This window comes from Celeribacter sp. SCSIO 80788 (assembly GCF_051054295.1).
Taxonomy (GTDB): Bacteria; Pseudomonadota; Alphaproteobacteria; order Rhodobacterales; family Rhodobacteraceae; genus Celeribacter.
In genome coordinates, this window is the sequence record NZ_CP150482.1 from 1,762,130 (window position 1) to 1,774,286 (window position 12,157).

14 protein-coding genes are annotated in these 12,157 nt (G+C 61.2%); 2 read left to right on the forward strand and 12 right to left on the reverse strand.

What is annotated here, in order from left to right:
- From V1471_RS08845 to V1471_RS08855, 3 genes are read right to left on the reverse strand one after another with little or no spacing between them, the layout of a single operon-like run.
- Entirely contained in the window at window positions 1-684 is a 684-nt protein-coding gene (locus tag V1471_RS08845) for a TerB family tellurite resistance protein (protein ID WP_434288087.1), read from the reverse strand.
- 52 nt (window positions 685-736) lie between these two features.
- On the reverse strand, window positions 737-1,240 hold the full coding sequence (locus V1471_RS08850; RefSeq protein WP_434288088.1) for a GNAT family N-acetyltransferase: 504 nt from the start codon (window positions 1,238-1,240) through the stop codon (window positions 737-739).
- The gene (locus V1471_RS08855) at window positions 1,237-1,869 is read right to left on the reverse strand and encodes a VOC family protein (protein ID WP_434288090.1); all 633 of its coding nucleotides are present in this window, start codon (window positions 1,867-1,869) and stop codon (window positions 1,237-1,239) included. The genes V1471_RS08850 and V1471_RS08855 overlap by 4 nt, the downstream gene beginning before the upstream one ends.
- Before the next feature lie 92 nt (window positions 1,870-1,961).
- Between V1471_RS08855 and nhaA the strand changes: the two genes are divergently transcribed.
- Window positions 1,962-3,182 (forward strand): Na+/H+ antiporter NhaA, encoded by a 1,221-nt coding sequence (gene nhaA, locus V1471_RS08860; RefSeq protein WP_434288092.1) that lies wholly within the window; start codon window positions 1,962-1,964, stop codon window positions 3,180-3,182.
- Window positions 3,183-3,260: 78 nt separating this feature from the next.
- Here the strand turns inward: nhaA and scpA are convergent, their stop codons facing one another.
- Window positions 3,261-5,384, reverse strand: a complete 2,124-nt coding sequence (gene scpA / locus V1471_RS08865) for a methylmalonyl-CoA mutase (protein WP_434288093.1) — start codon at window positions 5,382-5,384, stop codon at window positions 3,261-3,263.
- Between the two features lie 103 nt (window positions 5,385-5,487).
- Here scpA and V1471_RS08870 point away from each other — a divergent pair, with 103 nt between their 5' ends.
- Entirely contained in the window at window positions 5,488-5,937 is a 450-nt protein-coding gene (locus tag V1471_RS08870; RefSeq protein ID WP_434288095.1) for a DUF4174 domain-containing protein, read from the forward strand.
- A gap of 1 nt (window position 5,938) precedes the next feature.
- Here the strand turns inward: V1471_RS08870 and V1471_RS08875 are convergent, their stop codons facing one another.
- The 8 genes from V1471_RS08875 to V1471_RS08910 all read right to left on the reverse strand — a co-directional run bounded on the left by V1471_RS08875 (window position 5,939) and on the right by V1471_RS08910 (window position 12,142).
- Window positions 5,939-7,174 carry a DinB/UmuC family translesion DNA polymerase gene (locus V1471_RS08875; RefSeq protein WP_434288097.1) on the reverse strand — a complete coding sequence of 412 codons (1,236 nt, stop codon included), beginning with the start codon at window positions 7,172-7,174 and terminating at the stop codon, window positions 5,939-5,941.
- A gap of 109 nt (window positions 7,175-7,283) precedes the next feature.
- Entirely contained in the window at window positions 7,284-9,281 is a 1,998-nt protein-coding gene (locus V1471_RS08880) for an acetyl-CoA carboxylase biotin carboxylase subunit (RefSeq protein WP_434288099.1), read from the reverse strand.
- Window positions 9,282-9,457: 176 nt separating this feature from the next.
- Window positions 9,458-9,658, reverse strand: a complete 201-nt coding sequence (locus V1471_RS08885) for a hypothetical protein (protein WP_434288101.1) — start codon at window positions 9,656-9,658, stop codon at window positions 9,458-9,460.
- Window positions 9,659-9,983: 325 nt separating this feature from the next.
- Complete coding sequence (locus V1471_RS08890; protein ID WP_434290908.1) at window positions 9,984-10,418, reverse strand: hypothetical protein; 435 nt, start codon at window positions 10,416-10,418, stop codon at window positions 9,984-9,986.
- 14 nt (window positions 10,419-10,432) lie between these two features.
- Window positions 10,433-10,837, reverse strand: a complete 405-nt coding sequence (locus tag V1471_RS08895; protein ID WP_434288102.1) for a RidA family protein — start codon at window positions 10,835-10,837, stop codon at window positions 10,433-10,435.
- 48 nt (window positions 10,838-10,885) lie between these two features.
- Complete coding sequence (locus V1471_RS08900; protein ID WP_434288104.1) at window positions 10,886-11,233, reverse strand: hypothetical protein; 348 nt, start codon at window positions 11,231-11,233, stop codon at window positions 10,886-10,888.
- A gap of 142 nt (window positions 11,234-11,375) precedes the next feature.
- Window positions 11,376-11,789 carry a DUF6497 family protein gene (locus V1471_RS08905; protein WP_434288105.1) on the reverse strand — a complete coding sequence of 138 codons (414 nt, stop codon included), beginning with the start codon at window positions 11,787-11,789 and terminating at the stop codon, window positions 11,376-11,378.
- Window positions 11,786-12,142, reverse strand: coding sequence for a hypothetical protein (locus V1471_RS08910; protein WP_434288107.1), 357 nt, complete (start codon window positions 12,140-12,142; stop codon window positions 11,786-11,788). Before V1471_RS08910 ends, V1471_RS08905 begins: the two co-directional genes overlap by 4 nt.
- Between the last annotated feature and the right edge of the window lie 15 nt (window positions 12,143-12,157).

The window sequence follows — 12,157 nt, forward strand, 5'->3', positions numbered from 1 at the left end:
TCATGCCGCCCGCTCCGCTTCGATCTCCTCCCAGGCGGCGTTGATCTCCACCAACCGGTCGGAGGCCAGCCTGACCGCCTCTTCCGGCACGCCGCGGGCAATCATCCGGTCGGGGTGTGTCTCGCGCACGAGCGCGCGGTAAGCCTTCTTGATCTCCTCGAGCGAGGCCGAAGGATCGACCCCCAACACATCGTAGGGATCGCGCGCCGCCTCCGGCACATAGCGCGCCTTCAGCATTCGGAACGCCCGGTCCTCGATGTCGAAAATCTCGGCAACACGAGTCAGGAAGGCATCCTCACCGGGGTGATACTCGCCATCCGCCATGGCGATATGGAACAGCCCATCCATCAAATCCATCAACGGACGGCATTCATCGCCATACATTTTCTTGACGCTTTTGGCGTAATCCTCGAACCCCGCCACGTCTTGCCGGGCGAGGTTGAACACCCGCGCGGCGGCGGCCTCGTCCTCTTTCGCGATCTGAAACACTTCGCGAAATGCCGTCACCTCGTCGCGGGTGACAAGCCCGTCGGCCTTGGCCATCTTCGCGCCAAGCCCGATCACCGCGATGGTAAAGCCCATGCGCCGCTCCGGCTCCGAGCGGAACTGCTCGAACACCGAGGCGAGGCTTTCACCTGCGCCAAGCGCCTTGAGCGCTTCGAGAATGCGGGTCCAGATCGACATAGCCGCAGTTTATCCGCGAAGCCCGGTCAAGTCCCGCGACAAATCCGTGAGTTCAAAGGAATTTTTGTAGGAAGAGCACATCGAGCCAGCGGTCGAACTTGAACCCGGCCTGCGGAATGCGCCCGGCTTCGGCATAGCCCAGCGTCTTGTGAAAGGCGATGGAGCCGGTGTTGTCGGCATCGATGGCGGCAATCATCGAATGATGTCCGGCCTCACGTGCATGCTGTTCGACCATGAGCATCAGCGTCCGGCCAAGCCCAAGCCCCTGCGCCGCGTCGTTGAGGTAAACGGAATGCTCCATGGTGAAACGATAGCCGTTATTCTTTGGGCGAAAATTGTCATAGGTGGCATAGCCCACCACCTCGCCTTTGATCTCGGCGACGTAAAACGCCCGGCCCCGCGCCAGACGATCTTCGACCATCGCGGCCCATTCGGCCTCGTCGCGCTCCTCAGAGGAAAACGAGGCGGTCGACTCGGCAATCACAGGCGCCATAATGGCTTTGAGAGCGCTTGCATCCTCGGCCAGCGCCACGCGCAAAAACGGTTTCTCGGTCATGCGATCCAGATCTCCCCTGACGGCGTGCCAATCTCTGCGGTCATTCCCGGCGTATCGGCCTGCACAATTCGAACATTTTCCATGGCGGACACGAACGGCGCGAGCGCCTCGCGCAACTCTTCAGCTTCCGGGTGCGTGATCTTCAACCGACGCAGGGCCAAGCCCGGATCGGGCAGCCCCGGAACGGGTCGCGGCGAATGCCATTCGATCAACGCCGGAAAGCAATTATCAAATGGCAGAACACCGCTCTCCGGCACAATCATCCGCCAGGCATAGTCCCCGCGCTGAAACGACATGATCCGCCCGACATCGGCGGGAGCCAGCTCCCAAGCGTCTTCCAGATCAGGACAGGACACAACCCAGTTCGTCAGCCGAGGCGGGCCGCCAAAGTTGTCCAGATCGAACCAACGCGGAAAATCGGGGCGTCTCGCTGCCGGGTCGGGCGCAATCACCTCGAGATAGGCGTCACTGCCATCCGGGCGCGCCATGGCCACAAGCACGTTTTCCGTGCCCATATCCTTGTGCACCCCGCGCGGGCCGAATTCGACATCAAGCAAAGCCTCCATCGCATCCTTGCCCTGCTCCAGATCGGAGGCGGAAATCACCAGATGATCAATCCGGTAGGTCATTGTTATTGCCCTTATTGAAACCTTGGAGACGAGTCCCCATCTCCCTATAACGCACCCTTAAATCAACTTTCAGGAAAGACCAGAAAAAGACAATGCTCCTGCGCAAATTGGAACAGTTCTTCGACAGTGAGATCTCAGGCGGTATCGTGCTCATGGTGGCCGCCGTCGCTGCCATGTTCGTGGCCAATTCCTCGCTTTATCCCTATTACGATGGCGCATTGTCGTCGTATTTCACCATTCAGATCGGCGAAACCGGCCTTTCCAAGCCGCTGATCCTCTGGATCAACGACGGGCTTATGGCCGTGTTTTTCCTGCTTGTGGGCCTTGAGCTCAAACATGAGCTGATGGAAGGCAAACTCAAGAACCCGCGCGACGTGGTTCTGCCCGGCATGGCCGCCGTCGGCGGCATGATCATGCCCGCCGTGGTCTATTTCGCCCTCAACATCTCTTCGCCCGAAACCCATTCCGGCTGGGCCATTCCGGCGGCGACCGACATCGCTTTCGCGCTTGGCATTCTGGCTTTGGTCGGCGACCGCGTGCCGTCCTCGCTCAAGGTTTTCCTGCTGACGCTGGCGATCCTCGACGACCTCGGCGCGATCCTGATCATCGCGTTCTTCTACACGGCCGAACTGCATCTGGATTACCTGTTCCTTGCGGTCATTCCGCTGGCGATCATGTTCTACCTGAACCGCGCGGGCATTCACCGCATTGCGCCGATCATCCTTCTGGGCACCGTGCTTTGGGTTCTGGTGCTGAAATCCGGCGTGCATGCGACACTCGCGGGTGTGATCACCGCCTTCTTCATTCCGATGAAGGACAAATGGGGCAAGTCGCCGCTGCATGCGCTTGAAAACGCGCTCTCGCCCTATGTGTTCTTCCTGATCGTGCCGATCTTTGCTTTCGCGAACGCAGGCGTGGTGCTCACGGGCGTAACGCTGGCCGATGTGTTCTCCCCGCTGCCGCTGGGCATCGCTTTGGGCCTCATCCTCGGCAAACAAATCGGCGTGTTTGGCATGACCTGGCTATTGGTGAAATTCGGCGTCGCCAAGAAACCCTTCGGCGCGACCTGGCTCCATATCTATGGCGTCGCGGCACTCGCGGGCATCGGCTTTACCATGTCCTTGTTCATCGGCGGGCTGTCCTTCGAGGATGCATTCCACATGAACGAAGTGCGCATCGGTGTGCTGTCGGGCTCCGTGATCTCCGCGATCATCGGCTTTACCGTGCTGAAACTTGCCCCGACGGCAACGGACAAACCGGCGCTGAAAGAGGCCGAAGTCACCGCTCCCAAGGTTCAGAACGCCGCACACTAACGCGTCGGCCATCCCAAAAGAAAAGGGCCGGAGGAGCGATCCCCCGGCCCTTTTTCATTGCAGTTTAAATACTCGGTCTCACTCGACCGCGATCAGATCGAGGATCTGGCGCGCCGCTGCCGGGATATTCGTCCCCGGCCCGAAGATCGCTTTGACGCCTGCGTCATAGAGGAACTGGTAATCCTGCTGCGGGATCACCCCGCCGCAGATCACGAGGATGTCCTCGGCGCCCTGCTCTTTCAGCGCTTCGATCAGTTTCGGCGCCAGCGTCTTGTGACCCGCCGCCTGCGAGGAAATCCCCACGATATGCACGTCGTTGTCGATGGCGTCCTGAGCCGCCTCCTCCGGCGTCTGGAACAGCGGACCGACGTCCACATCAAAGCCGATGTCGGCAAAGGCGGTGGCAATGACTTTCGCGCCGCGGTCATGGCCGTCCTGACCCATTTTGACGACGAGCATCCGCGGACGACGCCCGGCTTTCTCGGCAAAGGTTTCGACGTCTTTCTGGATCTGGGCAAAGCCCTCGTCGCCCTCGTAGGCTGCGCCGTAGACACCGGCGAGCGTTTTCACCTCGGCGCGGTGACGTCCGAATGCTTTTTCCATGGCCATCGAAATCTCCCCAACGGTTGCACGCGCACGGGCGGCCTCGACCGCCAGCGCAAGGAGGTTGCCCTCGCCGGATTGCGCAGCAAGCTCCAGCGCGCCAAGCGTCGCGTCGACCTTGTCCGTATCGCGGGTGGCTTTGATCTTGTCGAGGCGGGCGATCTGGCTGTTGCGCACGGCCACGTTGTCCACGTCGAGAATGTCGATCGGGTCTTCCTTGTCCTTGCGGTATTTGTTGACGCCGACGATCACCTCTTCGCCGCGGTCGATCATCGCCTGACGTTTCGCGGCGGTTTCCTCGATGCGGAGTTTCGGCATACCGGAGTTGACGGCCTTGGTCATGCCGCCCATTTCCTCGATCTCTTCCATCAGGGCCCAGGCCTTGTCGGCCAGTTCCTTAGTGAGGCTTTCGACGTAGTAGGAGCCCGCGAGCGGATCGACCACATTGGTGATCCCGGTCTCTTCCTGAAGGATCAGCTGCGTGTTCCGGGCGATGCGTGCCGAGAACTCGGTCGGAAGCGCGATGGCCTCGTCGAGCGCGTTGGTGTGCAGCGATTGCGTGCCGCCCAAAGCCGCCGACATCGCCTCATAGGCGGTGCGGATGACGTTGTTATAGGGGTCCTGCTCTTGCAGCGACACGCCCGAAGTCTGGCAGTGGGTGCGCAGCATTTTGGACTTGGAGAGCTTCGGCTCGAACTCGTCCATCACGCGGGTCCAGAGATAGCGCGCGGCCCGCAGTTTTGCGGCCTCCATGAAGAAGTTCATGCCAATCGCGAAGAAGAACGACAGACGCCCTGCGAATTTATCGACATCCATCCCCGCCTTGATCGCAGTCCGAACATATTCGCGCCCGTCGGCCAGTGTGAAGGCCAGTTCCTGCACGAGGTTCGCGCCCGCTTCCTGCATGTGATAGCCGGAGATCGAGATCGAGTTGAATTTCGGCATCTCGTTGGCGGTGAATTCGATGATATCCGCGATGATCTTCATCGAGGGTTCCGGCGGGTAGATATAGGTGTTGCGCACCATGAACTCTTTCAGAATGTCGTTCTGAATGGTCCCTGCGAGCAACGCACGATCATGCCCCTGCTCTTCGCCCGTCACGATGAAGCTCGCGAGGATCGGAATAACAGCCCCGTTCATCGTCATCGACACGGAGACCTTGTCCAACGGAATGCCGTCGAACAGGATTTTCATATCCTCGACAGAGTCGATCGCCACACCGGCCTTACCGACATCGCCGACCACGCGCGGGTGATCGGAATCATAGCCGCGGTGCGTGGCGAGGTCGAAAGCGACCGAGACGCCCTGCTGACCGGCGGCCAGCGCCTTGCGGTAAAAGGCGTTCGATTCCTCGGCGGTCGAGAAGCCCGCGTACTGGCGGATGGTCCAGGGACGGCCCGCATACATCGTCGCCTTCACCCCACGGGTGAACGGCTCCATCCCCGGCGTGTTGCCGAGATGCGCCATGCCTTCGAGATCGTCCTCGGCATAGAGCGGCTTGACCTTGATCCCCTCGAGCGTGTCCCACTCAAGGCTCTCAAGCGGCTTGCCACGAAGCTCCTTCTCGGCAAGCTCTTCCCATTTTTTCCTGTCCGTCATCGTCAGGCTCCTTCCCGTTTTCCTCTCATACCCCCGTGAGGGCACGTTCAACCTTGGTTTGGTCGTCCCGTCGCCCTATATAGAGGACACCCCGGGAGGACCGATGAAACAAATCTATCTCGCCGCCATCACAGCGCTTTTTCTGATTCCCGCCCCACTTCTGGCGCAGGAGGACACAGCCTTGGAGGCGGAGGCAACTCCGCTGATCCAGAGCGCCGGAGACACCGAGCTTTCCACATTCAAATGGCAGTCCCGCATCATCGCCGTCTTCGCCGACAGCACGCTGGACCCGTCGTACAATGAACAGATCTCACTTCTCGAAGCCCGTCCCGACGCCCTTCTGGAGCGTGACGTGGTGGTCCTGTCCGACACCGACCCGGAGGCCCGTTCGCCGCTCCGCACCGCATTGCGCCCGCGCGGCTTCGCATTGGTGATCGTCGACAAGGACGGGCGCGTGATGCTCCGCAAACCCGACCCGTGGGATGTGCGCGAGATTACCCGCGCCATCGACAAGACGCCGCTCCGGCAGCAGGAACTGGAAAGCGGGCGCTGAGCTACTCGCGAAAATCCTCGGCCAGCGGAATGCGCCCGAAGGCGATTTTCGCCCCTGTATAGGGAACGTGATGCGGCGGCAGAAGACCGTAGCGCACCGTGTCCTGACCGAACCGCTGGTTGAGCCGGTCGATGGCCAGACACAGTGGCGCGCGGTCCTGTGTGGGCGCGAAGAGATCGTCCATCACCCGCGCCTGCCGGATCAGCCCGCCCAGCGTCACGGAGACGGCTTTCGGGCGAGAGCCAGGTGTCAGTTCGTCCCAAAGCCCCGCCAGAATTTCCAAAAGAAAGAACGTGTCCTGCGTCGCGCGCAATGTGCTGTCGCGATACTGTCGCCTCTTGTCCCCGCCTTTGACGCTGATCGACAGGCTGCGGGCAAAGAACCCCTCGCGGCGCAAACGTGCCGCCGCTTTCACAAGCAGTCTCCGGGTCACAAGCCGCGCGCCCTCGGGCGTTGCGTTCGGCCCCGTCAGCACCTGCCCGTGCCCGATCATTCCGCGTTTGGTCTCCGGCCAAACCACTGTCTCGCCGCGCAGCTCGCGGAGAAACCGCTCCCCCGCCACATTGCCCCAGATCGCGCGGGCACGTTTCGGCGCGATGTGGTAGAGCGTCCCCACATCCGCAATGCCCGCCGCCTCCAGCCGTGCTTTCATCCGCCAGGACACACCCGGCAAATCGTCCAGCGCCAAATGCGCGATCTTCTCCGGCAAAACCTCCGGCGTGAGCCAGTTGAGTCCCATCGGCTTTTCCAGCTCGGCGGCGATCTTCGCCAGAAGCCGCGTCGGCCCAAGCCCCACGGAACAGCGCAAGGCCGGGCTGATCCCCAGCACCGCCTCTTGCAACGCCCGCCCGATTTCCAAAGCCCGGGACAGGTCCCGCTCCGATCCCATCAAAAGACAGGAACATTCGTCGATCGACCAGACCCGATGCACGGGAATAACCGTTTCCACCGCCCGCAAAATCGCATGATGATAGTCGACGCAGATGTCGTGTTTGACGGGACGAAAAACGATCCCCGGACAAAGCCTGCGGGCCTCGTCCTGACGCGTGCCCATGCGCACGCCACGCCTTTTTGCCTCGACACTCGCCGCGATACAGGCCGCATTCGGCGCGTCCGTCGTCAGAACGCCGACGGGCCGCCCCATCAGCGCAGGCTCCTCGGCCTGCGCCACGGAGGCGTAGTAGCTGTTCATATCGAAGAAAAGCGTCGAAACGCGCAGATGCGAAAGCTGGGACATGACCGGGCAGACGGGAGGGGGCAGACGCAATCAGACTAGAACAAAATGAGAACATTTGTCCAGTCTCTGCGTCTCGCCGCCCCGGATATGCCCGCCCGGCCACCATGGATTATTCGAACTCCATGATCACTTCATCGACGGCAAGGCTGTCGCCCGGCTTGGCGTTGATCTTGGAAACAATCCCTTTGCGCTCGGCGCGCAGGATGTTTTCCATTTTCATCGCCTCGACGGTGCAAAGCGCCTGACCGTCCTGAACCTCGTCGCCAACCTCGACATTGACCTTCACCAGAAGGCCCGGCATCGGGCAGAGCAGGAGTTTCGAGGTGTCCGGCGGCAGCTTTTCGAGCATGTGCTTCGACAGCTCGGCCGCCCGCGGCGTCCGCACATAGACCTTGAGGTCCGCGCCGCGGTTGCGGATGCGGAAACCGCCCGGAATGTCGCCCACTTTGAGCGTCAGCGTGCCGTGTTCCATGTCGATCAGGGCCAGCGTCTGCCCCGGCGTCCAAGAGCTTTCGATGCGGTGACGCGTGTTGTTCACCAGAACGGTGGAACCGCGCTTGTCCGCCTCGACCTGCACCGGGAAGTCATGATCGCCGATCTGCACCACCCAATCGCCACCGACATGGCGTTCGTGGTTGTCCATCCGGCCAGAAATTCGCGCCCGGCGCACTTCCGCCACGCGATACATCGCCGCCGTCGCCGCAGCAATCCGCTCAAGTTCCTCATAGGGCAGTTCAACCCCTTGGAACCCTTCGGGATATTCCTCGGCGATGAAGGCCGTGGTCATGTCGCCCGAGACGAATTTCGGGTGATCCATCACCGCCGAGAGGAACGGCAGGTTGTGCCCGATGCCCTCAACTTCGAAACCGTCGAGCGCATTGCGCATGTTCTCGATTGCCGTCAGACGGTTCGGCCCCCAGGTGCAGAGCTTGGCGATCATCGGGTCGTAATACATCGAGATCTCGCCGCCCTCATAGACGCCGGTGTCGTTGCGCACGATATTGGTCTTGGTGACAATCTCTTCCGGCGGACGGTATTTCGCCAGACGCCCGATGGACGGCAGGAAGTTGCGATACGGGTCCTCGGCGTAGAGACGGCTTTCCATCGCCCAACCGTTGATTTTCACGTCGTCCTGAGTGATCGAAAGCGGCTCGCCATTGGCGATGCGGATCATCTGCTCGACAAGGTCGATGCCGGTGATCAGCTCAGTGACCGGGTGTTCCACCTGAAGACGGGTGTTCATTTCGAGGAAGTAGAAGTTCTTGTCGCCATCGACGATGAATTCCACGGTCCCCGCAGAGGTGTAGCCCACCGCCTTCGCCAGCGCGACAGACTGATCGCCCATCGCCTTGCGGGTGGCTTCGTCGAGGAAGGGTGACGGCGCCTCTTCGATGACCTTCTGGTTGCGGCGCTGGATCGAACATTCACGCTCGTTGAGGTAAACGCCATTGCCATGCGCATCGCAGAGCACCTGAATTTCGATGTGGCGCGGCTGGGTCACGAATTTCTCGATGAAAATCCGGTCGTCGCCAAAGGAGCTGGCCGCCTCGTTCTTGGACGACTGGAAGCCCTCCCGCGCCTCCTCGTCGTTCCATGCGATCCGCATGCCCTTGCCGCCGCCGCCAGCGGAGGCCTTGATCATCACCGGATAGCCGATCTCGTTGGAGATTTTCACCGCTTCGTCAGCATCGGCGATGAGCCCCATGTAACCCGGAACGGTGCTTACACCGGCTTCCTGAGCGATCTTTTTCGAGGTGATCTTGTCGCCCATGGCTTCGATCGCCTTGACCGGGGGCCCGACGAAGGCCACGCCCGCGTCCGCCAGCGCCTCGGCGAATTTCGAGTTCTCGGACAGGAAGCCATAACCCGGGTGCACCGCCTGTGCGCCGGTCTGCTTGATCGCGTCCATCACCTTGTCGATGACGATATAAGACTGGTTCGCCGGCGGCGGGCCGATATGCACCGCCTCGTCGGCCATCGCCACATGCAACGCGTTCTTGTCCGCGTCCGAATAAATGGCGACCGTTTTGATCCCCATCTTCTTGGCGGTTTTCATCACCCGGCAAGCGATCTCGCCGCGGTTCGCAATCAGGATCTTGTCGAACATGTCCTGCCCTCTCCCTTTCTCAAATCAGTCCGCTCCGGCCAGACGCGCCAAGCGCGGGACCGGAACTTGTCTCTTGGGTTACAGTCACGAAAAAAGCTCCCCGAACGCAAAGGTCCGGAGAGCTTTTCGATTTCATAGCATCGCGACGCGAGAACGCGCCGGTCAGACGAATGGAATTAGTTACAGATGCCTGCGTCGTCGCAATAGGTGCCAGCGAGCGCGCCGAGAGCCGCGCCGGTGAGCACATTGTTGTCGGTCGCGTCGGCCACGACGGCGCCTGCGGCCGCACCGGCGAGGGCACGTTCACCATCGGTCTGCATGCAGCCAGCGAGGGCCGCAACGGAGACGAGGGCGGAAATGAGAATGGATTTGCGCATTTTTCTGCTCGTGATTTGGTTGATACTGAGCGGATTCTAACGCAATCGCGCGCGGGCGCAAAGCCGCGAAATGCCCCGTCAAGCCCCTCGGCGGAAGAACGCCCAAGGTCAGGGAAAGAAAGGCGAGGGCCGTGCGGGGGAAGCACGGACCTCGCCAGAGGGGAAGGGTAACGGTTTTCAGAACAGGTCGACGGGTTGCTGGTCCCGTGCGGCCTGTGAGTAAGATGGACCCGCCCGGCCATGCTCACAAGGGCACGCCCACCCTGCCCGCCATTTTCGGCAGCAGTTTGCGCAAACCCCGGAATGCCAAGCGAAAACCCGCGCATCAGTCGTCCATATCCTCATCGTAATCGCCGTCGTCGCCATTCCACATGGCGTCCCAGTCCGGCATCTCTTCGTCTTCGTCCCCGCCTTCGGCGAACACTTCGGGGAAAGCCGCCATGGCCCGTTTGACGTTGATCTTCAACAGCGCTTCATAGGACGCCGGATCGAAGGTTTCGGGATCCGCGGGCACAACTTCGCGACCGAAAAGCCAGGACAACCGCCCGGCATCGAGATTGCCGCGCTCGAATTCCTCTTCGCCGAAATGCGCCCAAAGGGCCGCCATAAAGGCCGCATCGGCGCGTTTGTCGGCGGATTTGCGGTCCTTGTAGCGCTCAAGCCCCTTGAGCGGTGTCACCCCTTTGGGGTTCGCCCGGCGGATCGTAAACTGGTAATCCGAGCCCGGAAGCCGCCCCGGAAATCCTTTGTGTTTCAACATGTAGTCGCGTGCCATCAGCTGTCTCCCTCGTCAGGTCTGCGGGCGATCAGGTCGATCTCGACCAGAGCGCCAACGGCCAGCGCGGTCACGCCCACAGTGGTGCGTGCCGGAAGCCTGTCGGCCGGGAAGTAGCTTTTGTAGGTCTCGTTGAACAGGGCGTAATCGCGTTCAAACTCGGTCAGAAAACACCGGCACTGCACGATATGCGCCGCACCAAGCCCCAATTCGCCGAGGATCAGCAGGAGATTGTCCATCACGCGCCGGGTCTGTGCCGCGATACCTTCGGGCAGGGGCGCATCCGGAGCGTTCGGATCGGTCGGCATCTGACCGGTCAGAATGACCCAGCCGTCGTCCTCAACCGCATGCGAGAACGGTGCGACCGGCCGTGGGCCATTGGAAAACATATGGAATTTCATCATGACATCCTCCCGGTCTGACACACCAGCGGGAGGATGCCGAAGATGCGTTTAGGCGCGTGTGGGGTCTGTCTGGGTCCCGGTCGGACGGTCGCCAGACGGACGATCGTCATCGTCATTCGGGCGCTGAGGAATCGGCACACATTCCATGGTGCGCTGATTGAACTCCGACCCCGGCGGGCAGCAGGGCAGAAGCCCATCGTTGACATAGTAGCCCTGCGTCGGGTCGAACTGCTCCGGGCGGATCGGCACGCAGCTGTCCTCCGAACTGTATTGAAGATTGCCGAACTTGTCGAAAGTCGGCTCAGGATAGATTGGTGCCGGGGCCGGTGCAGGCGCACATCCGGCCAACACCAATCCAATTCCACCGACGAAGGCGAACGTAAAACGATTGAACATAAGGTACCTCTTCTGTCGCGTTTGGTTTTGTGAAGAGGACCATAGCACAGATTCCGGCCGAATAATTTATTTTCAGCCCCCGCACCTCCAAAGACATAAAATGTCGGGGCGAACTCCAAGCAAGACATCTCGGCCGAGCGCATCAGAACGCCTCCCATTCACAGGTCTCGCCCACCGGGCGATAGGCTTCGAACACCTGCGCCACATCCGGGTCGGGAGCGCCGAATTCCGTGGGCGCGGCAGAGAGCGAGATAACGACCATTGCGGGGACAGACGCACCAAGCCGCGGCAGGGCATAGCTCACGCAAAGCGACGAGAGATCGGCTTCCAGTTCTTCGTAGTTCAGTCGCTCCAGATAAGCGGGCAATTCGGGCGCCAAAAACCTAAACCGCGCGGTCAGGCCCATGGCAGGCTGGTCCATCACGGTCTCGAAAAACTCTACCGGCTGACCCGAAGGCACGCTCAGCTCTTGCGCCTCAAGCGGGGACAGTTCGGCAAAAGCCGCAAAAGCAACCCCGGACGCCAGCGCGGCGCATGCGGACAGACGTGCAATCATCTTGTGGCCTCCCTGGCGAACCGGACCCAACGGATGCGGTGGTCTTGACTGTCGAGTAGCGCACGAATGCGCGCCTCGGTGTCTGATTTCGGAAACCGTCCGGCGACTGTGCCGCCGGCGGTGATCTCAAGATCCTCCCCCCGCTCCGCCACCCGCACCACCGGGGCAAAGCCCCGCAGGTTTTGCAGGCTGCGCCACATATCCTGTCGCACCTGTGTGGCGATGCGCGATTTGCGCAGCCCCGCGCCCCCTTCGATCACCGCCGTGACGGCAACATCGAAACGTGCGGGCAGACGGCGCGCCAAGGTCAGCGCGCCCTCGTCTTTCAGGATATGCCAGTCATGGCGGGCCATGGGGTCTCTCGGGGA